Origin of the sequence: Occultella aeris (genome assembly GCF_902703175.1) — a bacterium.
Classification (GTDB): domain Bacteria; phylum Actinomycetota; class Actinomycetes; order Actinomycetales; family Beutenbergiaceae; genus Occultella; species Occultella aeris.
In genome coordinates this window covers 33765-56595 of record NZ_CACRYJ010000032.1, presented here as the reverse complement: position 1 = coordinate 56595, position 22831 = coordinate 33765, and the positions used below count along the sequence as shown (strand labels likewise).

Below are 22831 nucleotides of genomic sequence, written 5' to 3'. Positions count from 1 at the left end.
ATCGGTTGGGGCGAGAGCCGTACTGGGTGCGAAGCCGCGGTCGGGAGGTCGTCTCGATGATCGGCGCGAGGACCATCGCCGCAAACGCCCTCGTCACCCAGAGCGTCGAAGCCCAGATGGGTGGAGGCTCGACCTGGTGCGCCGTCGTCGCCCTCGCCGCCGACGTGACCGCGTGGATGCAGATGCTCCCACTACGCCGCCATCCCGCCAGCCGGTGGGAGCCCTAGAGCCTGCGGGTGCGCCTGTTCTCGATCCCGGCCACCCTCGTCCGTACCGGCCGCCGCGCACTGCTGCATCGCGCCGAGGAAGCGCCGCCGTGCTCACGTGGTCAACCACGCCGTCACCAAGCGCCGCGAACTCGCTCGCAGTTCCTGGATGAGCACCCGGCCCGTCCTCCGCGCAAGACCCCGGGCCATAGAACCGGCGCCACGCCCGGGGCGCCTGTCGGACCCAAGATGCCCCAATCACCCACAGGCAACGACGCCGACCCCACCATCATGCCCCACTGACTCACCGTGGAGATCGAGGCTAGTTCCAGGGTGACCGTGAACTCCTTCGGACGAGGCATACCGTCAACTCCTTCTGGTCGAGTGTCAACCAGAAAGGCCCACCACACGACGTAGCGTTCGACCGAGGTGCGCGCAGGATAACCATCAAATTAGGGGCGACACGCCACTAGGGCACGATGGTCAAGTTCCCAGTTGCTTCCAAGGGCTGCCCTGCGAACTCCGGAAGGTAACTTGCACGAAGCAAGGCTTCGCCTGGTGGGGAATCTTCCGGTGTTGCTACTGCCAGGCTGAAGGAACCTTGCGAGTCTTCGCCTATTTGGAGTTCGGTCAAAACGACCTCATCCGTGCCGGACGGGCCTCCCGGCCATGACGCCGTTATCGTTACGGTGACTTCGGATGGGAACTCGCTCGCGCCAGAATCTGTGTCCGGGCACTGCAAGTTGAACGCTTCGCCAGAAATAGTCACCGCGTCGCCGGCCCGCACCTCCGTGGGGCTGACCGTGATCACGGCAGACTCGCAGCTCCCATTGCCCACAGCGGATTCGCCGCCGCCTGGCGAGACGCCGCCTTGGCACGCCGCGACTGAACCCATGAACAGGACCACAGCCAGCACAACGAGCGCACACCGTGCTCGTTGGGCTGGCTTCTGGAGGTGGGAGCGAGTCACGGCTATCAGTAAGTCTCCGAGAGGACTGCCAGGTCTCCCAGTCCCAGCAATCTGGCGCTTCCGTCGCACGGGGTCAACTCAGGCGACATAGTGAGGTCGGCGCCACCCCACTCCGACACATGGCCGAAACCGATAAAGTGTCCGAACTCGTGAGTCATCAGTGCCTGAATGTCGTAGTCGCCGGAGCACCCCGAGGAGTTTGGGCTTGTCGTCCAGTTGCTTCGGGTGCTATCGATGCGCACATCCGCATCAACGATTGTGTAGGACGGTCTTCCTGGAACCCAGTTTGTCCAGGTGCAGGTCCACCCGAGCCAAGTCCCATCCAAAGGTCCGAAGTCTACGATGCTCCGACCGTCATTTGTCCCACAACTCGTGTCTGCGTTGATGTTAGAATTCGACGTCGTGTTCAGGAGGCGGAATAGGTTCAAGTCGAACTGGGTGTAATTTAGCCCGCACGAGTTGTGGCCGTTTGACCAAGTCTCCGCTGACTCCAACGCCAGTGCCTCCCAGGCCGCTGGGCTCAATCCTGGCGGCAAGTTCTCCGTCGTGTTCAACTCGTACTCCACATACCCGATGAACCAGTTCGCGTTGACTGTGGCCGAATTCTCCAGACAGCGAGAGTAATCGGGCTCACGAGTGTCGGTTTGGGCCGACACGTGCGAGTCCTCGAGCGACGAATCGACGAAGGCACTGTTGACAGCAAGTCGGAGTACATCTGGGCCGTCACCCTCGACGGAAAGCACTCCGTCCGGAGAGGTGCTGACCTCCGAGTGGATCGCCTCCAACTCGCCTATGGCCTCCATGCTTACGCCCGTTCCGGGCTCCGGGACATAGAGACCAAGTCCATCGACGCGTATCTCCGCGCCGACGAGGTTGCACTCGATCGCATTCACTCCGCGACTTATCGCGTCGACGCTCAGAGACGACGGACAATCCGCCTCGCCGCCGTCAGGAGAAGTCGCCGCATTAACTGGGGCTGCGGCGAAGGTTGCCACAAGTGCTGTAGCCATGGTCACGATCGCGAAACGCCATGCTCTCACAAACTCCCCCCATGTTCGCCACCCCAATGTGGGGATAACAGTGACCTGTGAGCTGGCGGGGTGTCAACCCCAATGCGGCAGGTATCAAACTGGCGCGAAGTTGCAGCCCAGTCCACCCCGGGGCGATTGACCGTCATGGTGGCCGTCGGACTGGGTTCCGCTCTGGCTCGCCCGAGGCTTCGGCGTGTCCCTGACGCTGTGCCTCGTCGGCATGCGGGTGCAGACCCGGGTGAGGTGCCGCACCGGCTCGAGTCCTGGCCGATCACCTCCTGGACCATACCGGGGCCGCCGGCCTGGCCGAGAAGTTCCTGCCCGACCTATTCCATATGGTCCGGGCCTCGGGCCGCGCGGTCTTCACCGACTGGCAGCTCGGCTCGTGGTGGCGAGCTGTTCCGGACCGGCGCCCTCCATGTAGCGACCGGCGCGCTACAGGTAGCGCAGCGGGTCGAACGCCTCCAGCGGGATGATCCGCACCCGCGGCAGCGGCGCGTTGAAGGCGCCGAGGTCGTCCTCGAGGTCGAACAGGCTCAGGCCGCGGTCGGTCAGTTCGGACAGCTTGGCGCTGACGAACTCACGGAAACACAACACGCCGACCCGGCGATCGCCGTCGAGCAGTCGTTCCACCTGCGGCACGAAGTCGCCGTCGTGACTGGCGAGCAGCACGTCGCCCTGGCGGTCCTCCAGCGCCGCCAGGGTGCGCTGGATACCGATGTCGACAACCTTCTCGCTGCCACTGCCGGCGAGCGGGATCGGGTGGTAACCCATCGCGAGCAGCGCCTGGATGAAACTCATCGGCATCTGGCCGGAGGTGGCGTTCAGGAAGAACAGACCCGTCACGGGCTGCCCCCAGGCCTGCTTCGCGAAGTCCGTGATCCGGTCCCACCGGGGCCGCTCGTCCGGCGTGGGGCGGTGGTTCAGGACGCTCAGCCCGAGGGTGGCATCGATGTTCTCGCCGTCCACGAGGAGGTAGGTCTGTCGCGGGGCGGGCGTCGGGGTCTCGAGCATGCTCACACCCTATGGGTCGGCGGTGCGATCCGCCGTGGTTGCGCGATCCGCGGCGCGCGTCCGCGGCCCGCCGCCGCGGTCCGTGGGGACCACGCGGGGGCGGCACCCGGACCGGGCGCCGCCCCCACGCAACTCGTTCCGCCCTACGCCGGGCGGTCCTGCACAGCCCTCAGTAGCGCTGCTCGTCGGTGCTCGGCTGACCGTCTTCGGCGGGCGCCGCCGCGAAGTCCTGCTCACCGACCGTGGCCGAGGGCTGGTACCCGCTGGGCTCGTCGGTGATCTGCGGAGCGGCCGGGGCCGCCCCGAGCGCACCGGCCTTCAGCGCCGCGAACCGCGCGTCGACCTCGAGCGCGTCACCAGTCATCTCCAGCTCGGCGAACTGCGAGTCGAGCGAGGAGGCCGCGATCTCCGCCTTGCCGGCCACGAGGGCCTCCTGACGGCGGATGTTGTCCTCGTACCGGGACAGCTCGCTGGTGGGGTCGAGCACGTTGATCGAGGCGACGGCGTCCTGGACCTTGGCCTGGGCCTCGGCGGTCTTCGCCCGCGCGGCCAGCTGGTCGCGCTTGATCTTGAGCTCGCCGAGCTTGTCCTTCATGATGGCGAGACCGTGCTTGAGCTTGTCGACGACCTCGTTCTGCGAGCGCAGGATCGGCTCGGACTGCTTGACCTCGGTCTCGAAACCGACCTGCTTCTGCAGGGCGACCTTGGCCAGGTTGTCATACCGGTCGGCAGCGGCGTTGTCGCCGGAGCCGCGCAGCTGGTCGGCCTTCTGCGAGGCGGCGAGGGCCTTGTTGCCCCAGTCCCGAACGGCAGCGACGTCTTCGTTGTAGTCCTGCTCGGCGAGGCGCAGGTTGCCGATCGTCTGAGCAACAGCCTGCTCGGCCTCGGCGATGTTGTTCGTGTAGTCCCGGACCAGCTGGTCCAGCATCTTCTCCGGGTCCTCGGCGCGGTCGATCAGCGAGTTGATGTTCGCGCGGGTCAACTGGGCGATGCGCCCGAGGATGCTCTGCTTCTCAGCCACTGTGTTTCCTTTCATCGTCTGCGAAGACGTGGTGGGTGTTACGGGCAAATCTACGGGTCGTGCTGCCGTTGGTCAGGGGTTGATCGTGGTGCCTCAGAAGCGCCCGCCCCCGCCGGAACGCCGGCCGCCGCCGGAGCGGCCGCCGGAGCGCCGGGAACCGCTGGACCGGGAACTGCTGGAGCGGCTGCGGGAACTGCTCCGCGAGCTGCCGCCGCCCCATGAGGAGCCGCTGCCCCAGGAACTGCCCCACGAGGAGCCGCCCCGGCCGCCGTAACCACCGCGGTAGCCGCCGCTGTTGCCGCCGAACATGTTCCCGAGGATTCCGCCGAGGATCAGCGAGCCCGGGTCGACGCCGCGCTGCGAGGAGTACCCGCCGCCGCCGGAGTACGGGCTCCGGCTGCGCTCCCAGTTGGACACGTCCGAGGCAGCGAGGTCCTGCGCGGCCTTCGCCGAGTGCCACGCGGCGGTGGTCAGGCGCAGCGCCTGCACCGGGTCGGACTCGGACATCGCACGGGCCTGCTGCAGGGACTCGATCGCGGAGGCGAGCCGGGTCCGCGCGTTCGCCCCGACGGCGCCCCGGTGGGTCTCGATGTAGGTGTTCGTCGAGCGGATCAGTGCGTCGGTGCGGGAGAGCCCGTTCTCGAGCTGGCTCACGGCGCGCTGGCGGACCTCGGTCGCCTCCCGGTGCCCGGCGAGGACGGCGTCGAGGGCCTGCTCCGCGGCCACGATCTCGGTGAGCGCGGCGAGCGGGTCTCCGTTCTTCTGGCGCGCCGCGGTGGCGGCCTCGATCGCGGTGCGGGCCCGCTCGGCGGCCGGGCCGACCTGCGGGTCCTGCGGGGCCAGCCGCTGCGCGTCGGCCACGTCGGCAGTGATCGAGGCGATCGAGGCGTCCAGTCGCTGGACCGCCTGGCTGAGGTTGTCGTGGGCGTTCGTGACCGAGTCGAGCAGCGTCACAGCCTGGGCCAGCGCATCCTCAGCCGTGTGCGCGAAGGCGACGGCGGTGCCGCGGTCGTTGCCGGTCACACGTTCGCGGCCCTGGGCGACGGCGTCCCGAGCCGCGTCCAGGAGCTGCGCGGCCTGGTCGGGGGCTTGGGCGACGGAGACGAGAGCGGTCTCGGGATAGGTGGCCCGCAGCTGGGTCAGCGTGGCCTGGGCGGCGGGGATCCTGGCCTCGATCTCACCGGCACGGGTGTTGATCTCGTCCAGGAGCTGCGGTGCGTTGTCCTGCAGCTTGCGCAGCTGCGCGAACGATTCCGCCTGGGCGTCCAGGGCCTTGTCGCCCTGGTCGCAGAGCAGCACGATCTGGGTCAGGATCTGGCGGCGCTCCGGCTCGGACTCCGGCGTCGCGTCGTCGAGACGCTGCTGCAGTGCGAACGCCTGGGCGAGCTGGCCCTTGACGCCCTCGACGACGGCCTTGAAGTTCTGGGTGGACTGCAGCCCGAACTGGGCCTGAGCGAAGCCGAGCTCCTGCTCGGAGCTGCGGACGTCGTCGTCAAGGCCGACGAGGGCCGACCCGGCGCGCGTGGCCAGGTCCTCAGTGGACAGCGAGGCCAGCACCGCCTCGATCGAGTTCGCGGGCGCCGGAGCGTTCGGCCCGCCGGGGCCACCCGGCACGCCTGGGCGCTGCTGCGCCGCCTGCTGCTGCCGCTTGCGCTTGTTGCTGGAGCGCACCAGCAGGAACGCGCCGCCACCGACCACCCCGGCACCGATCAGCACCGGCACCACGGCGCTGCCGCTGCCGCCGTTCACCTGGTCGAGGTAGCCGTCCGCCGCAGTGATCGCGGCCGCGCTCCAGTCGTCCACGCGCAGGTCGTCCTCGATGTCCGCTGCGACGGTCGCCAGCTGGGAGTCCGAGAGCGGGAGGTCTGCGCCGATCGAGATCGCGTACTCGCGGTCCACCACGGCGATCGCGAGCAGGATGTCGTTCTGGCCGAGGCCGGACATCGTGGCGGTCTCGTCCGCCCACACCTGGCCGTCCACGCCGTCGAAGGAGTCGACGTAGACCGTGAACAGGTCGAGGTCGGATCCTTCCGCGAGTCGCGCCGCGGCCGCCTCGATCTCGGCCTCGTCCCCGGCGGCCACCTGCTCGGTGGTGCGGTCCTCCACGTGACCTTCCACACGGAACGGGGCTTCGGCTAGAGCGGGGCCGGCCAGCGCTGCGCCGGCGAACAGCGCTAGGCACAGGCCGAGGAACAGGCGCAACGGCTGGGCGATTCGGGTCACCCGTTGATCCTCTCCTCTCCTACCGGCTCGCGCAACGAGGTTGACGGGCAGTCCTGACCACCCGCGGGGGCTCCCAGCGATCACCCAGAATTCTGGGGTACCTTCGATCGAGTGACCGAACAGTTCGCACTCCACCGAGCACACCGCCCACGAGGGCGCGCCCGTGCTGACCGTAATCCAGCACGAGGACGCGGTACCCCTCGACCGGCTCGAGCCCTGGCTCGCCGACGTCGCGGTCCGGATCGTCCGACCGGACCGCGGTGACGCACTCCCGTCAGCCGCCGAGCTCGACGGACTCATCGTGCTCGGCGGCACCAACAACGCCTACGACACCGAGGTGGCACCGTGGCTGGCCGCTGAGGGTGACCTCATGCTGGCCGCGATCGAGCACGACGTGCCGGTGCTCGCCATCTGCCTCGGCGCCCAGGTGCTCGCTGCCGCCGGAGGCGGCCAGGTGAGCGTGGACGCCCCGATCGGCCCCGAGCGTGGGGTCATCCAGCTCCGGCTGCGCCCCGACGCCGCCGAGGACCCGGTCCTGCGCGGGGTGGTCACCGCCCTCGGCCGCACCGTGTCGGCGCCGTCGATGCACGCCGACGCGATCACGACCCTGCCCGAGGGCGCCGTCTGGCTCGCCAGCTCGAACCAGTACCCGTTCCAGGCGTTCCGGCTCGGCAGTGGCCTCGGCGTGCAGTTCCACCCCGAGGCGGGCCCGGAGCTCATGCAGCGCTGGGCGGCCACGCACCAGGACGTGGACGCCGACACGCTCACCGCCGACCTGGCCGCCGCCGAGGACGCACTGGCGACCCTGACCCGCGAGATCGCCGAGGGCTTCGTGGCCCAGGTGCTCGCGGTCCACGACCGGGTCGGCTGACTCGCGGCAGACCCGGCCGGTCCGACGACGCACGTTCCGCCCCGTGCTGCGTGCGTGCCCGCTCGTGGCTCCGTGACGCAGTACCGGACGCCTGAAGAAGGTGGGTACGCGGGTGTATTTCGGGCGGCAGGTTCTGAGTCGCGGCGTGCGGGCCTTTCCCGGGTGGGACCGGGCGGTGGGTGGCCGAGGCGTCGTGGTGCGGCTCAGTCGCCCGAGATCGAGCCGGCGCCGTTGATCTCCTCGGTCACCTCGGCCCCGCCGGTGTGGGTGATGTCCCCCGCGCCGGACACCGTGGCGTCCAGGGTGCCGGTCACCCAGACGTCCATGCTGCCGGCACCCGAGACCGTCGCGACCGCATGCTCGGACTCCAGGTCGCCGGCCAGGTAGTCGCCGGCACCGTCGATCGTCACGCTCTGGTTCACCGCGGTGCCCACGAGCTCCACGCTGCCCGCTCCGGAGACGGTGACGGTCAGGTCCTGGACGTCCACGCCCTCGATCCGGACGTCGCCCGCGCCACGGATGTCCAGGGTCAGGGACTCGCCCGGGGCGACCTCGCCGTCGATCGACCCGGCGCCGGAGATGCTCAGCGCCTCGACCGCGGGCAGGGTCACCTCGTAGTCCACCGTTCCGATGCCGCCGAAGAGCCGGAAGCCGCCGTCGACGTTCAGGACGAGCACGCCGCCGGAGTTCTCGGTGCTGACGTCCTCCAGCACGCTCTCGCGTGCGGTGACCAGCAGTTCCGGGGTGTCGCCGACCTCCAGGAACAGGTCTCCGCTGCCCTCGAGCTCGATGGCGTGGACGTCGGCGTCGATGTCGTCGCGTTCCTCGGTGACGCGGGGGCCGGAGCCGGAGCCGCACCCGACGAGCACCAGGGACAGGCCGGCGATGGCGGTGACGGCGGCGACGCGCGAGCGGTGCATGGTTCCTCCGAAGTTGGTGGCCCGCCCCTCCAGCGGGCCACCACCACCCTCTCAGCCGGGGCTCGCGGGCGTCATGGGGATATCCCCCGATCTGACCCTGAGGTGCACCCCGGGATGCCCAGGGTGCCCCAGTAGGGGCGGTCGTCCGCGACTGCCGGCGACCTCCGGGGAAATCGATGTGCACCTGGAGGTCACGAGCAGGGGTTGGATAGCCAGGCCCGGCATGTCAGGGTGGATCGATGCAGGCCATCTGGGACAACGACCATGTCCTCCTGGATCAGCGGATCGTGGCCGACGTGGACCGGTCGTTCTGGTCCGAACGGGCACGGGTCGTCATCGAGGGCGTGCCCTGGGAGTACGGCAAGGACGGCTCCGAGCGCGTCGGCACCATCGTGGGCGAACCGGCGGCGCGATGTCGCGCAGTCCGGCCGAGTTTCTGGCGTCAGAACTGGGTGATCGCCATCGGCCCGACGACCCGGTACGAGATCGCACCGGAGGGTGCGTTCCGACGCTCCTACGTGGTCACGCGGGACGGTCAGTGGGTCGGCAGCAGCGGCGTCGGCGGGTTCTGGTCGATCAAGCCCACCCTGGACATCGCCGATGATGTGCCGGTCGCCGACGCGGTCTTCCTGCTCTGGATCGCCTTCCTGATGCGCGCCCGCGCGAACCAGGCCGCCAGCCAGGCCGGGTGAGGGTCGAGCGCGACGTACGGGCCGCCGTCGACCCCCGGACGCCCGGCGTCAGCCGGCGTCCTCGACGGGCGCGAGGTCCTCGGCGTCGATGATCGAGTAGGCGTACCCCTGCTCGGCCAGGAACCGCTGCCGGTGGGCGGCGAAGTCCTGGTCCACCGTGTCCCGGGTGACGACTGCGTAGAAGTGGGCGGTGCGCCCGTCGGCCTTGGGGCGCATCACCCGGCCGAGGCGCTGGGCCTCCTCCTGGCGGGAGCCGAACGAACCGGACACCTGGATCGCCACGGCGGCCTCGGGTAGGTCGATCGAGAAGTTCGCGACCTTGCTGACCACGAGCGTGGTGATCTCCCCGGTGCGGAAAGCGGCGAACAGACGCTGCCGCTCCGGCACGGTGGTGGCGCCGGTGATGACGGGGGCACCGACCGTCTCGCCGAGCTCCTCGAGCTGGTCGAGGTACTGGCCGATGATCAGGATCTGCTCGCCGTCGTGCTTGGCGACCAGCTGACGCACCACGTCCAGCTTGCCCTTCGCCGTCGCCGCCATCCGGTACCGGTCCTCCGGCTCGGCGACGGCGTACGCCATCCGGGCGTGGTGCGGCATGTCGAGCCGGACCTCGACGCACTCGGCCGGGGCGATGTAGCCCTGCGCCTCGATGTCCTTCCACGGGGCGTCATAACGCTTCGGCCCGATCAGGGAGAACACCTCGTCCTCGCGGCCGTCCTCGCGCACCAGGGTGGCGGTCAGGCCGAGCCGACGGCGTGCCTGCAGGTCCGCCGTCATCCGGAAGATCGGCGCCGGCAGGAGGTGCACCTCGTCGTAGAGGATCAGGCCCCAGTCGCGCGCGTCGAGCAGTTCCAGGTGCGTGTACACGCCCTTCCGGCGTGTGGTCAGCACCTGATACGTCGCGATCGTGACCGGCTTGACCTCTTTGCGGGAGCCGGAGTACTCACCGATCTCGTCCTCGGTGAGGGTGGTGCGCTTGACCAGTTCGTCGCGCCACTGGCGGGCGCTGACGGTGTTCGTGACCAGGATCAGGGTGGTGGTCCCGGACTGCGCCATCGCCGCGGCGCCGACGATCGTCTTGCCGGCGCCGCAGGGCAGCACCACCACACCGGAGCCGCCGTGCCAGAAGCTCTCGACGGCCTCGCTCTGGTAGGTGCGCATGGCCCACCCGTTCTCCTCGAGGCCGATCTCGTGGGCCTCGCCATCCACGTAGCCGGCCAGATCCTCGGCGGGCCAGCCGAGCTTGACCAGGACCTGCTTGAGGTGGCCGCGCTCGCTCGGGTGCACCACCACGGTGCTGGCGTCCAACCGGGCGCCGACCAGGCCGGCGGTGCGCTTGGACTTCAGCACCTCCTCCAGCACGGGGACGTCGGTGGCGGTGAGCACGAGCCCGTGCGCGGGGTGGGTGGTCAGTTGGAGCCGCCCGTACCGGGACATCGTCTCGGCGATGTCGACCAGCAGGTTGTGCGGCACCGGGTAGCGGGAGTACTCGAGCAGCGTGTTGATGACCTGCTCGGCGTCATGGCCGGCGGCGCGCGCGTTCCAGAGCCCGAGCGGGGTAAGCCGGTACGTGTGGATGTGCTCGGGCGCGCGCTCGAGCTCCGCGAACGGAGCGATGGCGCGGCGGCACGGGCCGGCCAGCTCGTGGTCGATCTCGAGGAGGAGGGACTTGTCGGACTGAACGATCAGGGGGCCATCAGGCATCCTTCCATTCTCCACCACCTTCACCCCGATTGCTTCGGGGTGTGGGCGACCCCACTCAGCCCAGCAGGTCGCTCAGGTTCATGCCCGTGGTGACCTCCGCCGTCGGCTCGCCCTTGCGGTACAGCCGCGCGCCGGTGGCTTCGCCGCCGAGGGTGAGCGAGGCGCCGCTGCGGCGCAGCCAGGTGCCCTCCCGCATCGCGAGCACCGGGACGTCGTTCTCCTCGAGGTACTGCTGCAGGCGCTCGTCGCGGGTCTCGCCCTGATGGCTCGAGCTCGGGTCCGGGTCGAGGTAGTGCGGATTGATCTGGAAAGGCACCAGGCCGATCGCCGCGAACGAGGCGGGCTCCACGATCGGCATGTCGTTCGTGGTCCGGATGCTCGGCGTCGCCACGTTCGTGCCGGCGCTCGAACCGAGGTAGCGCAGCCCGCCCGCGACGGCGTCCCGGATCGACTCGATGAGGCCGCGCCGCTGCAGTTGGTCCACGAGCCGGAAGGAGTTGCCACCGCCGACGAACACCGCGTCGAGGCCGGCCAGCGGGTCACCCGTGCGTTCGTGCAGGCCCACCACCTCGGCGTCGAGGAAGGACAGCCCACGGCGGACCTGCGCGGTGTAGGCGTCGTGGTCGGCGAGCGCGAACGGCACGAACCCGATGCGCGAGACCCCCGTGAACGCCTCGGCGATCGCGTCGCGCGCGTGCTCGAGGTAGCCCCGGCCCGGGGCCGTGGAGTTGGACAGCAGCAGGAGTTCCATCGTCGCCTCTCGGGTGGGGTGTCGGGCCCGTTCATCGTGCCACCTCCGGCCGGGCACCCAGCACCCGGCGCGAGACCTCCCGCTCGGCCGGGGTGGTTAGTCTGAGGCCGCGCCGGGCCGACCGCCCGGTGCCGCCAACCGCTTGACCGATGAACAGGAGCCCCCATGCTCAAGCACGTCCTGACCATCCTCGACCTCCTCGACGACCCGCGCGTCGACGGCGAACGGATCGCCGCGCACCTGCGCGACCTCGCCGGCGACGCGGTCGAGGCGATCGGCATCGACGTGAGCCGGGTGCAGGGCGACAAGGGCCACACCGACTTCGTGACCGTGCGCGTGCCCGGCACCGAGGGGCGCGCGTCCGGCGGGGACGCCCGCACCCTCGGTGTGATCGGGCGCCTCGGCGGGATCGGTGCGCGCCCCGAGCGGATCGGCTACGTCTCCGACGGAGACGGGGCGACGGCGGCCCTCGCCACCGCGGCGAAGGTGGTCGAGATGTACGCCCGGGGCGACCGGCTGCCCGGCGACGTCATCATCGGCACCCACGTGTGCGCCTGGGCGCCGACCCGGCCGCACGAGCCGGTCCCGTTCATGGACTCGCCCGTGGACATGGGCGCCATGAACGACAACGAGGTGCTGCCGGAGATGGACGCGATCGTCTCGATCGACACCACGAAGGGCAACCGCGTCATCAACCACCGCGGCATCGCGATCTCACCCACCGTGCGGCAGGGCTACATCCTGCCGGTCAGCCCGGACCTGGTCTCCGTGTACGAGAGCGTCTGCGGTGAGCCGGCCCAGGTGTTCCCGCTGTCCACCCAGGACATCACGCCCTACGCCAACGGGCTCTACCACATCAACTCGATCCTGCAGCCGGCCGTGGCCGCGCAGGTGCCGGTGGTGGGTGTCGCGCTGACGGCGGTGACGGCGGTGGCCGGCTCCGCGACCGGGGCGAGCCACGAGGTCGACATCGCCCTCGCGGCCCGCTACGCGCTCGAGGTCGCGAAGGGGTTCGGCGACGGCTCGCTGTCCTTCTGCGACGAGCACGAGTTCGCCACCCTCACGCGTCTGTACGGGGATGCCACGCACCTGCAGGGCGTGGGCAGCGCCTGAGCCCAGCCGCCGCCGGACGGGGCGGGATCGCGAGTGAGCGCGCGGTCCCGCCCCGTCCGCGTCTGGCGACGCATCCAGCGATCGCAAGGTCGGCGTTAACCCAGGCGTTACATCTTCATGGGAGTGTTGCTACTATCGGTTCGCCCGACCCGATATGAGCAACGGAGACTTGGAATGGCCGCACCCGCCGCAGGGCACCTGCAGACGGTCGGCCGCGCGCTCGCAGTCCTTCGGTCCTTCACGCACGAGAACCCGACGCGAGGCGTCTCCGAGCTCGCACGAGAGCTCGGCCTGGACAAGTCCCAGACGCAGCGGGTGCTCGCCACGCTGGCCGCCCAGGGGTTCACCGTTCTCGATCCGGTCACCCGGCGCTACTCCCTCGGCCCGGCCCTCGTGGTGCTCGGCCATCTCGCCGAACACAGCGAGGGCGTGCGGCACCGCCTCGAGCCGCACCTGGCGGCGCTCTCGACCGCCACCGGTGAGAGCACGGTCGTCTGCGTGCCCGACGGCGCCCGGTACCGCACCGTCGCGGCCGTCGACGGCCCGGGCATGGTGCGCTACAACACGGCGCTCGGGCGCACCTACCCCGGCCACCTCGGCGCCACCGGGCACGCGATCTTCGCGTTCTCGACGGTGCTGGACGCCCGCGAGATCCTGGTCGCGGCGGGCGCCGAGGACCCGCCGGCTGCCGAGGTGGCCACGCTCCAGACCCGCCACGAGCAGGTTCGCAGCCTCGGCTACGCCGTCTCGACGGGCGAGTTCGACGAGCGGGTCATGGCGATCTCCGCGCCGATCCTGCTCGAGGGAGCGGTCTTCGGATCCGTGACCACCCTCGGGCCCCCGCAGTACATGGCAGATCGCTCCACAGAGCTGATCGACGCCGTCCGCCACGCCGCCAGCGACATCGGAGCGACCCTCCGGAGCTGACCGGGCGTACCCGGCAAGCATCCCCCATGAAGGAGGCCATCCATGGCCGAACGACCCACGCCCAGCACCACGACCGAGGAGCGGTTGGTGCACCCCCGCGCCTTCGCGCCCGCCACGCTCATCCTCACAGTCCTGCTCTCGGTCCTCGGCGCCTACATCGGCCTGCACCTGATCACCACGCTCGGCATCTCCGCGAACACCTCCGTTGTGGGCGCGCTGATCGCGATGGTGATCGGCCGGGTCGGCATCGGGTTCTTCGGGAAGTTCCGCGACACGAACCGGCAGAACCTGGCCCAGACGGCGATCTCCTCCGCCACGTTCGGCGCCGCGAACGCGCTGCTGACCCCGATGGCGATCGGCTGGGCGTACGGGCGCGTCGACCTGGTCTGGCCGCTGCTGATCGGGGCTGTCGTCGGACTCGGCGTGGACTCCTGGGTGCTCTACCGCAGCTTCGGCTCCCGGTTCCTGCCGGCCACCGCCGCGTGGCCCCCGGGGATCGCCGCCGCCGAGACCATCAAAGCCGGTGACAAGGGCGGCAAGCGCGCCGCGATCCTCGCCGGTGGTGGCGTCGTCGGTGCCGTACTGGCCTGGGTCGGGCTCAGCGGTTCCGCTGCGGGCGTGGCGCTGATCGGCAACGTCGTCGCCCTGCTGATGTTCGCCATCGGGCTCGCCGTGAACCAGTTCATCACCCTGCTGCCGGGCCTGGCGGACTTCTCCCTCAGCGGTCAGTTCATCCCGCACGGCGTCATGATCGGCGCGGGCATCGTTGCCCTCATCCAGGCCGGCGTCCTGCTCAGCAACCGACGCAGCAAGGCACAGAAGGCCGGCGACGAGACCGCGGCGAAGGCCGCCGCCGCCGACCCGGACGCCGCCGACCCCGCCGACGCCGACTCGGTCACCCCCGTGCAGCTTCGGCGGGCGTTGTCCTCCGGTGTGGTGATGTTCCTCGCCGGCGCCGTGCTGCTGGCGATCATCACCGGCCTCCTCACCGAGATGAGCATCGCGGCGATCATCGGCTGGGCTCTGTTCGCGGCGTTCGCCGCGTTCGTCCACGAGATCATCGTCGGCCTCGCCGCCATGCACTCCGGTTGGTTCCCGGCCTTCGCGGTGACCCTGATCTTCCTGGTGATCGGCCTCGTCGTCGGGCTGCCCGAGGTTCCCCTGGTGGTCCTGGTCGGCTACTGCGCGGCCACGGGGCCGGCGTTCGCGGACATGGGCTACGACCTCAAGGCCGGCTGGGTGCTCCGCAAGGTCCACTCCCGCCACCCGCAGTACGACGCGTACGAGCGGGACGGGCGCCGCCAGCAGTACTACTCGGCGATCGTCGGCTTCGTGGTCGCGCTCGTCGTGGTCGCGCTGCTGTGGCGCTCCTACTTCGAGGACGGGCTCATCCCGCCGGTGGCCGTCGTCTACGCCGACACCATCACGGCCGGTCTGACCGACCCCGATGCCGTCCGCAACCTGGTGATCTGGGCGATCCCCGGCGCGCTCATCCAGGCCATCGGCGGCCCGAAGCGCCAGATGGGCGTCATGCTCGCCACCGGCCTGCTCCTCACGGTGCCCTGGGCCTGCTTCCTGGTGGCGGGTGCGCTCGCGGTCCGCTTCGTGGTCCGGCAGGTCAAGGGCCCCAAGGCGGAGGAGGAACTCTCCCTCGTCGGAGCAGGCCTCATCGCCGGCGACGCGCTCGCATCCCTCGGCCGCGTCCTGCGCTGACGCCCGGCCGGCCCATCGACAACCCAGCGACGGCCCCGCCGTCACACCGAGCGAAACGAAGGGAGTGACCCATGGAGGTCACCAACAGAATCGAATCCCGCAACGAGTACCTCTCCTTCGAGGCCATGGTCGGCGCGCGCAAGCTGATCGAGGAGATCATGTGCGTCAAACCGGGGGAGAACGTCCTCATCACCACCGACACGTCCTCGGACATGCGGGTGGCCGACCTGCTCGGCGGCGCGGCGATGGCCGCCGGGGCGCACCCCGTGATCGTCCGCTACGAGACCCGGTGGGCCTCCGCGATCGAGCCCCCGGCCCCGGTCGCCGGCGCCGCTCTCGGGGCGGACGTCTGGATCGAGCTCCAGCTCGGCTACCTCATGCACTCGGACGCGTTCCGCGCCGCCATGGCCAGGGGCACCCGCTACACCTGCCTGACCGGCCTGGACGTGCAGATGCTCGTGGACACGGTGGCGAAGGTCGACTACGCCGGTGTCCGCGAGCTCGGGGACAAACTCGTCGAGCTGCTCAGCGTCGGTGAGGAGATCCGGATCACGTCCGAGAACGGGATGGACATCACCGGTCGCACCGGCGACCGCCCGATCCACGTGCGCGGCATCCCGGCCGACAAGCCCGGCATGTCCGTGATGCTCGCCGGTCAGATCTCCTGGAACCCCATCGAGGAGAGCCAGAACGGCACGATCGTCTTCGACGGCGCCGCCTGGCCGCCGGACGACAACGGGCTGATCACGAACCCGATCACCCTCACGGTCGCCAACGGCGTGGTCACCGACGTGGCCGGCGAGGGCCGCGACGCCCAGATCTACCGCAACTGGCTCGCCGCCCAGAACGACCCGAACATGTACCGGGTGGCGCACTGGTCGCTCGGCTACAACCCCGGTGTGACCCGGTCCACCGGCCGGATCGTCGAGGACGAGCGGGTGTTCGGCTGCGTCGAGTTCGGCATCGGCACCAAGGGCGCCTGGATCGGCGGCGAACCGTGGGTCGCGCCGGCGCACTCCGACGGGTCCGCGGTGGCCCCGAGCATCTTCGTGGACGGCACCGCGATCGAGGAGGACGGGCGCTACGTGCACCCCGAGCTCGTCGAGATCTGCCGCAGGCTCGGCGTCGAGGGCTACTGATGTCCCTGACCACGGCCGGCTACCGGATCGACGGCCACGACGTTCGCGAGCACGAGCTCGAGGTCCCGCTCGACCGCACCGGTGCCACACCCGGCACCATCGGCGTGTTCGCCCGTGAGATCGTGCGCGACGGCGGAGCTCACCGTCCGTACCTGGTCTGGTTCCAGGGTGGGCCGGGTAATCGGGCCAACCGGCCCGACTCGATCGGCGGCTGGCTCGATCGCGCGCTCGAGGACTACCGGGTGCTGCTGCTGGACCAGCGTGGCACCGGCCGGTCGACGCCGGCGAACCGGCAGACCCTCACCGGGGACGCGGCGGCGCAGGCCACCTACCTCTCGCACCTGCGCGCCGACGCGATCGTGGCTGACGCCGAGGCGCTGCGGACCGAGCTCGTCGGGGACGAGCCGTGGACGCTGCTCGGGCAGAGCTTCGGCGGCTTCGTCATCACCGCCTACCTGTCCCAGGCGCCGGCCGGGGTCCGGGAGGCCATGATCACGGCCGGGCTGCCGGGCCTGCGGACCCCCGTCGAGGACACCTACCGGCTCACGTACGCCGCCACCGCCCGCCGCAACCGGGAGTACTTCGCCCGGCACCCGCAGGACGAGCAGACGGCCCGGGCGGTCGCGGCGCACCTGGACGGCGCGGAGGAGCTCCTTCCCACCGGGGAGCGGCTCAGCTCCCGCCGGCTGCGGACCCTCGGGATCAACCTCGGCACCCAGACCGGCTTCGACTCGCTGCACTACAGCTTGGAGGCCCCGTTCACCACGGTCAATGGCACCCGCAGGCTCACCGAATCCTTCCTCGACGAGGTCGGCCGGGCCCTGAGCTTCGCGCCACGCCCCCTGTACGCCGTGCTGCACGAGAGCATCTACGCCCAGGGCGCGGCCACCGGAGGCGCCACGCAGTGGGCGGCGCACCGGGTCCGGGACGAGTTCGCCGAGTTCGCGCTCGACGCCGGCCCGGACGCACCGTTCCGCTTCACCGGCGAGCACATCTACCCGTGGCAGTTCGAGGAGGACCCGGCCCTGGTCCCGCTCCGGGACACCGCGGACCTGCTCGCCCGGCGTGCGGACCTGCCTGCCCTGTATGACCCCGACGTGCTGGCCGAGAACACCGTCCCGGTCGCTGCGGCGATCTACCACGACGACATGTTCGTGCCACGGCAGACCTCCCTGGCCACCGCCGAGGCCATCCGCGGGCTCCGCCCGATCATCACCAACGACTACCAGCACGACGGAATCCGGGTGGACGGGCGCAACCTGCTCGACCGGCTGATCCGCACGCTGCGACGCTGAGGGGAAGTCATGACCACGCTCGCCCTGATCACGATCGGCCAGGCACCTCGCACCGATGTCACCCCGGAGATCCTCCCGGTGCTGCCGGCGGACGACATCCGCGAGTACGGCGCCCTGGACGACCTCGACGCCGACCAGATCACCGCCCTCGCACCGCGCCCCGGCGAGTCCGCGCTCACCTCACGCCTGCGTGACGGCGGATCGGCGGTCTTCGGTCACGACCGGGCGGTGCCACTGCTGCAGGAGGCCGTCTCCCGGGCCGAGCGCGACGGCGCCGACCTGACCCTGCTGATGTGCGGCGGTCTCTTCCCGGCCCTTGTGCACGAGCGCCCGCTGTTCGGGGTGGAACGCCTGGCGCACGACGGCGTCCGGGGCCTGCTCGGCGGGTTCGGCCCCGGCGCGCGGCTGGGGGTGGTGCGGCCGCTGCCCGAGCAGACCGGCGAGGCGTACGAACACTGGGAGGCCAGCATCGGGGTGCGCCCGAACGCGGCCACCTCGGCGAGCCCGTATACCGACCCGGTCGAGACGATCGCCGCAGCGGCGGCGACGCTCGCTACGGAGGCAGACCTGATCGTGCTCGACTGCATGGGCTTCGACGAGACCATGCGCGCAGCGGCGACCGCCGCCGTCGGGCCGGACGTCACCGTGGTGACCATCCGCTCCGTCGCCGCCAGACTCCTCGGCGCCGTCCTGTGAGCGCGCCCCTGACCGTCGGGGTGATCCGCGTGGTCACCTCCGACGACTGGCAGTTCCTGGAGGCGCACGGCCGGGTGCTCGAGCAGGCCCACGGCTACGGCACCGTGACCGCGTGCCTCCCGGACCAGCCCCACGGCGTCCACGACGACCGCACGTTCGCGGCCGCAGCCCAGAAGATGCCCGCTGCCGCGCGAGCCCTGGTCGCCGAGGGTGCCGCCGCGGTGATCATCTCGTGCGCGGCGGACCCGGGGCTCACCTGGGCCCGGGCGGCGGTGGACGTGCCGGTCATCGGGGCCGGATCGGCGGGTGCCGCGATCGCGATGGCGATGGGCGGTGCCGTCGGGGTGCTCGGCATCACCGAGGAGGTGCCCGAGTCCGTCACCGCGGTGCTCGGCGACCGGCTCGTGGCCTCGCGCGTGCCCACCGGGGTGAGCCGCACCACGGAACTGACCACGGCTTCGGGAGCACGGGCGGCGGTCGAGGCCGCCATCGAGCTACGGGACGCCGGCGCCACATCGATCCTGTTCGCCTGCACCGGGCTGACCACGCTGAATCTGGCCGAGCCGGTCCGGGCCGCTACCGGACTGCCCGTGGTGGATGCGGTCCGGGCCGCGGGCCTGGTTGCCGCGGACGCCCTCGACGTCAGATCTCGGTGACCTCCTGCGGCCAGGCCGGGGCATGCAGGTGGGTGATCAGGCCGTTCTCCGAGGTGATGACCAGGAGGGCGGTCGGCCTGCCGCCGGAGTAGGTGAGCACGCCGAACATGTCCGCGATCTCGACGATCCGGAACTCGCGATCCGCGGCGCCCACGCGGTGGCGCTTCGCCCCGCTCGCGACCTCGGCCGCGCCACGGACGATCCGCACCCCGCCGGCCTCGGTGCTCAGGTCCACCCGGAGCACCACGTCGGGATGCAGGATCGACAGCAGGTCGTCGAAATTGCCGTCCCGGCCGGCCGCGAGGAACGCCTCAACCACCGCCCGCTGCCGGGCCCGGTCCTCGCCGCTGCGGCGCAGTTGCCGGCCGGACTCGGTGCCGCGGATCCGGCCCCGGCTCCGGCTCGCGAGTTTGCGCGCCGCCTGCGGGGTCCGGTCCAGAACCTCGCCGATCTCGCCGAACGGGAGCCCGAACACGTCGTGCAGGACGTAGGCGAGGCGCTCGTCGGGTGAGAGCTGGTCCAGCACGATCATGAGGGCGTAGCCGACCGCGTCGGCGATCTCGGCCCTCGCCGCCGGGTCATCATCGGCGCGTGTCCCCGGCCCTTCGGGCGCCTCGGCCAGCGGCTCCTCGCGGCGGCGCCCGCGGGAGCGGAGCGTGTCCAGGCAGATCCGGCTCACCACCTGGGTGAGCCAGGGACGGAGGTCGTCGATGGTGGTCGCATCGGTCCGCTGGAGCCGCAGCCAGGCCTCCTGGACCGCGTCCTCCGCGTCCGTGAACGAACCAAGCATCCGGTACGCGACCGTCGTGAGGTAGCGGCGGTGCGCCTCGAACTCGCCTGCCTCGCTCCGCTCCTGCCCAGGGGTGCATGCGCCGGTCATCCCACTCCTTGCCGCCGGTGTTCGCTGCCGGCTCGCGCTGTGCGCCGTCATCGACGCTACCGCAGTGCCGGTTCGGCGGTGCTCGCGGGTGCCGGCGTGACGTTGTGGTTGCCGGCGAACACGTTGCCCGGGTCGTACGACCGCTTGATCGCGCGCAGTCGGCGGAGCGTCTCGGGCGGGTACACGGCCTCGACGTCGGCGGCGGTCGCTGTATCGAGGAAGTTCGCGTAGGCGCCGTCGACATGCGGAGCGAGCTCGCGCCAGATGTCCCGGATGGGGCCCTGGGCCGCGCCGACGACCGCCTCCGGGCCGGCGGCCGCGATGACGACCAGGAACTCCGCCGACCGGTGGCCGAACGCCGTGGCGTCCGGCGGAACCTGCGACATCGCACCGCCGAGACTGCGCACGGCGATCGCTGGCGGTGCCTCGTCTCGCGCCCGGCGAGCGAGGATCTCCATCGCCGCCCTCGCCCCGCCCCGAGCGACGAAGGCATTGCTCGCCGAGATACGCAGGCCCGGCGGGAGCATCGCGCCATCGACGAGGATGTCCGAGTACCGGTGCTGGGTGACGTCGTCGGCGACGAGGGTGCCGAGCCGGCGGATGGGCTCGAGTACGGCCTCGGCCGCGCTCGCGTCCTCACCGTGGACCGCGACCACCACCTCCACCGGCGCCTCACGGCCGCCCGCGAACGGGTTGGCGAGGTTCACGATGGAGGTCAGCTCGTGCGGCGCCGTGCGCATGAGGTCCGCCCAGGCGGGTAGGACGGCGCCCACCTCGTCGGCAGGGAACGCGATCCGCCCGAACCGGACACCAGCGCCGGGACGTGCCTGGAAGTCGAAGGACGTCACGACCCCGAAGTTCCCGCCTCCGCCGCGCAGTGCCCAGAAGAGTTCGGGGTGCCGGTCGGCGTCCACGGTCCGGACCGCGGCGTCCGCGGTCACGATCTCTGCCGCGACGAGGCTGTCCAGGGTCAGTCCGTGTTTCCGGACCAGCCAGCCGATGCCGCCGGAGAGGGTCAGACCGCCGACCCCGACGCTAGAGGTGTCCCCGGAGGAGATGACCAGATCGTGCGGAGCGAGGGCGGTCGCGACCTGCGCCCACGTCGCACCACCGCCGACGCGCACCCGTCCCGAGTCCCGGTCGACCTCGACGCCCGCGAGGTTCGAGAGGTCGAGGACGGCGCCTGAGTCGAGGGTGCCGAACCCGGCGAACGCGTGCCCGCCCCCGCGGACCGCGAGCGGCATCCGTTCCGCGGCGGCGAAGGCGATGGCGCGCCGCACATCGGACGTGTCGGCCGGGCGCAGCACCAGGTCGGGGGTGCCGAAGGCGAGCGCCGTGCGACGGGCGCCGTCGTAGGCCGGCGTGCCCGGCTCGATGACCGTTCCGGTGAAGTCCTGACGCAAGGCGTCCAGAGCTGACGTCATGGGTTGTTCCTTCCTCTGCGGTGACACCGTCGGACGACGGTTCACCTGGAGGACGACGACCGGTCGCGGAATGTGACCGGTACTACGGTTGGTACACGACCGGACACCGGCGGACGCGGCCCGTCCGCTGGGCGACTCCATGCCGGCTTCACCGAAGAAGGAACGATGACCTACACCCCTGAGCCGAACCGGTACGACAACGCGACCTACCGCCGGGTGGGCCGCAGCGGCCTGGATCTGCCCGCGATCTCCCTCGGGCTCTGGCACAACTTCGGCGACGACGTGCCGATGGATCGGCAGCGGGCCATCCTGCGGCGCGCGTTCGACCTCGGTGTCACCCACTTCGACCTGGCGAACAACTACGGCCCGCCGTACGGCTCCGCGGAGGCCAACTTCGGCCGTCACCTCGCCGCGGACTTCCGGCCGTTCCGCGACGAGCTGGTCATCTCCTCCAAGGCGGGCTACGACATGTGGCCGGGCCCGTACGGGCAGGGCGGCGGCTCGCGCAAGTACGTGCTCGCCAGCCTGGAGGCGTCCCTGACCCGGATGGGCCTGGAGTACGTCGACATCTTCTACTCGCACCGCTTCGACCCGACCACGCCGCTCGAGGAGACGATGGGCGCCCTGCACACCGCGGTGCAGCAGGGCAAGGCGCTCTACGCGGGGATCTCGTCCTACTCGCCCGAGGACACCCGCCGCGCCGCGCAGATCCTGGCCGACCTGGGCACCCCACTGCTGATCCACCAGCCGTCCTACTCGATGCTGAACCGGTGGATCGAGACCGAGGGACTGCTGGACGCCCTCGAGGACGTCGGCGCCGGTTGCATCGCGTTCTCCCCGCTCGCCCAGGGCATGCTCACGGACAAGTACCTGGGCGGTATCCCCGAGGGGTCGCGGGCCAGCCAGCACAAGTCGCTGAACCCGGATCAGCTCACGGAGCAGGCGCTCGCCAAGATCCGCGCGCTCAACGAGGTCGCGTCCGGTCGCGGGCAGAGTCTGGCCCAGCTCGCACTCGCCTGGGGTCTGCGCGACGAGCGGGTGACCTCGGTGCTCATCGGGGCCAGCAGTGTGGGCCAGCTCGAGGACAGCCTCGGCGCACTCGACAACCTCGAGTTCTCCGGCGATGAGCTCGAGGCGATCGAGGCCGTGCTCGGCGAGAAGCAGCCCGACTCGCCGGTCGACCTCTGGTCGTCCTCACGCAAGGGCTGAGCGCGCCGGGACCAACGCCGTCAACTCAGCTCTGGCGGGCGGCGGAGGTCTCGATCACCGGGACCGGTCCGGTCACCGAGAGCTCGTCCCCCCAGCATTTCGATGCCGTCCAGATCCGGCACCCGGTCACGGGGTGAAGACCGGGTCTGATCGGTCAGCGTGCGGAACATCTGGGGCAGGGTCGGCGACTGCACCACGCCGGTACGCACGGTGAAGTACAGGCCGAGAAGCGCCACGATCGGCAGCACCAACCACGTCCAGAACGCGTCGCCGGCGGTCAGCACTGCGTCGTTGAGTGCATCCATCGCGACAGGGTGCCGTTCGCTGGGGGGATCGCGCACGGGGCAGTGCCGCGATGAGTTCCGGCCCGGCGGCG

General features: G+C 70.6%; 21 protein-coding genes. 11 read left to right on the top strand and 10 right to left on the bottom strand.

Going from position 1 to position 22831, the window contains the following annotated elements:
* The first annotated feature begins 56 nt into the window (after positions 1-56).
* Complete coding sequence (locus tag HALOF300_RS27525; RefSeq protein WP_197522494.1) at positions 57-227, top strand: hypothetical protein; 171 nt, start codon at positions 57-59, stop codon at positions 225-227.
* A gap of 954 nt (positions 228-1181) precedes the next feature.
* Here HALOF300_RS27525 and HALOF300_RS11565 read toward each other — a convergent pair.
* The 4 genes from HALOF300_RS11565 to HALOF300_RS11550 form a co-directional block, all read right to left on the bottom strand.
* A complete protein-coding gene (locus tag HALOF300_RS11565; RefSeq protein ID WP_156741094.1) occupies positions 1182-2186 on the bottom strand; it encodes a zinc metalloprotease in 1005 nt (334 codons plus the stop codon).
* A 456-nt stretch (positions 2187-2642) separates the two neighbouring features.
* On the bottom strand, positions 2643-3221 hold the full coding sequence (locus tag HALOF300_RS11560; RefSeq protein ID WP_154795588.1) for an NYN domain-containing protein: 579 nt from the start codon (positions 3219-3221) through the stop codon (positions 2643-2645).
* 169 nt (positions 3222-3390) lie between these two features.
* Positions 3391-4257, bottom strand: coding sequence for a PspA/IM30 family protein (locus HALOF300_RS11555; protein ID WP_197522493.1), 867 nt, complete (start codon positions 4255-4257; stop codon positions 3391-3393).
* A 78-nt stretch (positions 4258-4335) separates the two neighbouring features.
* On the bottom strand, positions 4336-6465 hold the full coding sequence (locus HALOF300_RS11550) for a TPM domain-containing protein (RefSeq protein WP_197522492.1): 2130 nt from the start codon (positions 6463-6465) through the stop codon (positions 4336-4338).
* A 163-nt stretch (positions 6466-6628) separates the two neighbouring features.
* Between HALOF300_RS11550 and HALOF300_RS11545 the strand changes: the two genes are divergently transcribed.
* Positions 6629-7336, top strand: coding sequence for a type 1 glutamine amidotransferase (locus tag HALOF300_RS11545; protein ID WP_231955279.1), 708 nt, complete (start codon positions 6629-6631; stop codon positions 7334-7336).
* A gap of 203 nt (positions 7337-7539) precedes the next feature.
* Here HALOF300_RS11545 and HALOF300_RS11540 read toward each other — a convergent pair whose 3' ends face one another.
* The gene (locus tag HALOF300_RS11540; RefSeq protein WP_156741091.1) at positions 7540-8256 is read right to left on the bottom strand and encodes a head GIN domain-containing protein; all 717 of its coding nucleotides are present in this window, start codon (positions 8254-8256) and stop codon (positions 7540-7542) included.
* A 239-nt stretch (positions 8257-8495) separates the two neighbouring features.
* Here HALOF300_RS11540 and HALOF300_RS11535 point away from each other — a divergent pair, with 239 nt between their 5' ends.
* A complete protein-coding gene (locus HALOF300_RS11535; RefSeq protein ID WP_156741090.1) occupies positions 8496-8948 on the top strand; it encodes a hypothetical protein in 453 nt (150 codons plus the stop codon).
* A gap of 48 nt (positions 8949-8996) precedes the next feature.
* Here HALOF300_RS11535 and HALOF300_RS11530 read toward each other — a convergent pair whose 3' ends face one another.
* Together HALOF300_RS11530 and pepE are read right to left on the bottom strand one after the other, a co-directional pair.
* Complete coding sequence (locus tag HALOF300_RS11530; RefSeq protein WP_156741089.1) at positions 8997-10652, bottom strand: DNA repair helicase XPB; 1656 nt, start codon at positions 10650-10652, stop codon at positions 8997-8999.
* 55 nt (positions 10653-10707) lie between these two features.
* Positions 10708-11403, bottom strand: coding sequence for a dipeptidase PepE (gene pepE / locus HALOF300_RS11525; RefSeq protein ID WP_156741088.1), 696 nt, complete (start codon positions 11401-11403; stop codon positions 10708-10710).
* A gap of 165 nt (positions 11404-11568) precedes the next feature.
* Between pepE and HALOF300_RS11520 the strand changes: the two genes are divergently transcribed.
* From HALOF300_RS11520 to HALOF300_RS11490, 7 genes are all read left to right on the top strand, one after another.
* Positions 11569-12516 carry a DUF1177 domain-containing protein gene (locus HALOF300_RS11520; RefSeq protein ID WP_156741087.1) on the top strand — a complete coding sequence of 316 codons (948 nt, stop codon included), beginning with the start codon at positions 11569-11571 and terminating at the stop codon, positions 12514-12516.
* 174 nt (positions 12517-12690) lie between these two features.
* Positions 12691-13443: an IclR family transcriptional regulator gene (locus tag HALOF300_RS11515; RefSeq protein ID WP_197522491.1), complete on the top strand. Its 753-nt coding sequence runs from the start codon at positions 12691-12693 to the stop codon at positions 13441-13443.
* 42 nt (positions 13444-13485) lie between these two features.
* Positions 13486-15156 carry an OPT/YSL family transporter gene (locus tag HALOF300_RS11510; RefSeq protein WP_156741085.1) on the top strand — a complete coding sequence of 557 codons (1671 nt, stop codon included), beginning with the start codon at positions 13486-13488 and terminating at the stop codon, positions 15154-15156.
* A 71-nt stretch (positions 15157-15227) separates the two neighbouring features.
* Entirely contained in the window at positions 15228-16295 is a 1068-nt protein-coding gene (locus tag HALOF300_RS11505; RefSeq protein WP_156741084.1) for a M29 family metallopeptidase, read from the top strand.
* Positions 16295-17590: an alpha/beta fold hydrolase gene (locus HALOF300_RS11500; RefSeq protein WP_156741083.1), complete on the top strand. Its 1296-nt coding sequence runs from the start codon at positions 16295-16297 to the stop codon at positions 17588-17590. Before HALOF300_RS11505 ends, HALOF300_RS11500 begins: the two co-directional genes overlap by 1 nt.
* A gap of 9 nt (positions 17591-17599) precedes the next feature.
* A complete protein-coding gene (locus HALOF300_RS11495; RefSeq protein ID WP_156741082.1) occupies positions 17600-18286 on the top strand; it encodes an AroM family protein in 687 nt (228 codons plus the stop codon).
* Positions 18283-18942 carry an aspartate/glutamate racemase family protein gene (locus HALOF300_RS11490; RefSeq protein WP_197522490.1) on the top strand — a complete coding sequence of 220 codons (660 nt, stop codon included), beginning with the start codon at positions 18283-18285 and terminating at the stop codon, positions 18940-18942. Before HALOF300_RS11495 ends, HALOF300_RS11490 begins: the two co-directional genes overlap by 4 nt.
* Here HALOF300_RS11490 and HALOF300_RS11485 read toward each other — a convergent pair.
* The gene (locus tag HALOF300_RS11485; protein ID WP_156741081.1) at positions 18929-19822 is read right to left on the bottom strand and encodes a sigma-70 family RNA polymerase sigma factor; all 894 of its coding nucleotides are present in this window, start codon (positions 19820-19822) and stop codon (positions 18929-18931) included. The two genes, HALOF300_RS11490 and HALOF300_RS11485, sit on opposite strands and share 14 nt — an antisense overlap.
* Positions 19823-19878: 56 nt before the next feature.
* Positions 19879-21246 (bottom strand): FAD-binding oxidoreductase, encoded by a 1368-nt coding sequence (locus HALOF300_RS11480; protein ID WP_156741080.1) that lies wholly within the window; start codon positions 21244-21246, stop codon positions 19879-19881.
* A 165-nt stretch (positions 21247-21411) separates the two neighbouring features.
* Between HALOF300_RS11480 and mgrA the strand changes: the two genes are divergently transcribed.
* A complete protein-coding gene (gene mgrA, locus HALOF300_RS11475; protein ID WP_156741079.1) occupies positions 21412-22455 on the top strand; it encodes an L-glyceraldehyde 3-phosphate reductase in 1044 nt (347 codons plus the stop codon).
* Between the two features lie 20 nt (positions 22456-22475).
* Here mgrA and HALOF300_RS11470 read toward each other — a convergent pair whose 3' ends face one another.
* Entirely contained in the window at positions 22476-22760 is a 285-nt protein-coding gene (locus HALOF300_RS11470; RefSeq protein ID WP_156741078.1) for a hypothetical protein, read from the bottom strand.
* Positions 22761-22831 lie beyond the last annotated feature (71 nt).

Excerpts from the sequence above, each read along its gene's own strand:
- HALOF300_RS27525 (WP_197522494.1), top strand. The coding sequence starts at position 57 with ATGATCGGCGCGAGGACCATCGCCGCAAACGCCCTCGTCACCCAGAGC.
- HALOF300_RS11565 (WP_156741094.1), bottom strand. The coding sequence starts at position 2,186 with ATGGCTACAGCACTTGTGGCAACCTTCGCCGCAGCCCCAGTTAATGCG.
- HALOF300_RS11560 (WP_154795588.1), bottom strand. The coding sequence starts at position 3,221 with ATGCTCGAGACCCCGACGCCCGCCCCGCGACAGACCTACCTCCTCGTG.
- HALOF300_RS11555 (WP_197522493.1), bottom strand. The coding sequence starts at position 4,257 with ATGAAAGGAAACACAGTGGCTGAGAAGCAGAGCATCCTCGGGCGCATC.
- HALOF300_RS11540 (WP_156741091.1), bottom strand. The coding sequence starts at position 8,256 with ATGCACCGCTCGCGCGTCGCCGCCGTCACCGCCATCGCCGGCCTGTCC.
- HALOF300_RS11535 (WP_156741090.1), top strand. The coding sequence starts at position 8,496 with ATGCAGGCCATCTGGGACAACGACCATGTCCTCCTGGATCAGCGGATC.
- HALOF300_RS11530 (WP_156741089.1), bottom strand. The coding sequence starts at position 10,652 with ATGCCTGATGGCCCCCTGATCGTTCAGTCCGACAAGTCCCTCCTCCTC.
- pepE (WP_156741088.1), bottom strand. The coding sequence starts at position 11,403 with ATGGAACTCCTGCTGCTGTCCAACTCCACGGCCCCGGGCCGGGGCTAC.
- HALOF300_RS11520 (WP_156741087.1), top strand. The coding sequence starts at position 11,569 with ATGCTCAAGCACGTCCTGACCATCCTCGACCTCCTCGACGACCCGCGC.
- HALOF300_RS11515 (WP_197522491.1), top strand. The coding sequence starts at position 12,691 with ATGGCCGCACCCGCCGCAGGGCACCTGCAGACGGTCGGCCGCGCGCTC.
- HALOF300_RS11510 (WP_156741085.1), top strand. The coding sequence starts at position 13,486 with ATGGCCGAACGACCCACGCCCAGCACCACGACCGAGGAGCGGTTGGTG.
- HALOF300_RS11505 (WP_156741084.1), top strand. The coding sequence starts at position 15,228 with ATGGAGGTCACCAACAGAATCGAATCCCGCAACGAGTACCTCTCCTTC.
- HALOF300_RS11500 (WP_156741083.1), top strand. The coding sequence starts at position 16,295 with ATGTCCCTGACCACGGCCGGCTACCGGATCGACGGCCACGACGTTCGC.
- HALOF300_RS11495 (WP_156741082.1), top strand. The coding sequence starts at position 17,600 with ATGACCACGCTCGCCCTGATCACGATCGGCCAGGCACCTCGCACCGAT.
- HALOF300_RS11485 (WP_156741081.1), bottom strand. The coding sequence starts at position 19,822 with ATGACCGGCGCATGCACCCCTGGGCAGGAGCGGAGCGAGGCAGGCGAG.
- HALOF300_RS11480 (WP_156741080.1), bottom strand. The coding sequence starts at position 21,246 with ATGACGTCAGCTCTGGACGCCTTGCGTCAGGACTTCACCGGAACGGTC.
- mgrA (WP_156741079.1), top strand. The coding sequence starts at position 21,412 with ATGACCTACACCCCTGAGCCGAACCGGTACGACAACGCGACCTACCGC.
- HALOF300_RS11470 (WP_156741078.1), bottom strand. The coding sequence starts at position 22,760 with ATGGATGCACTCAACGACGCAGTGCTGACCGCCGGCGACGCGTTCTGG.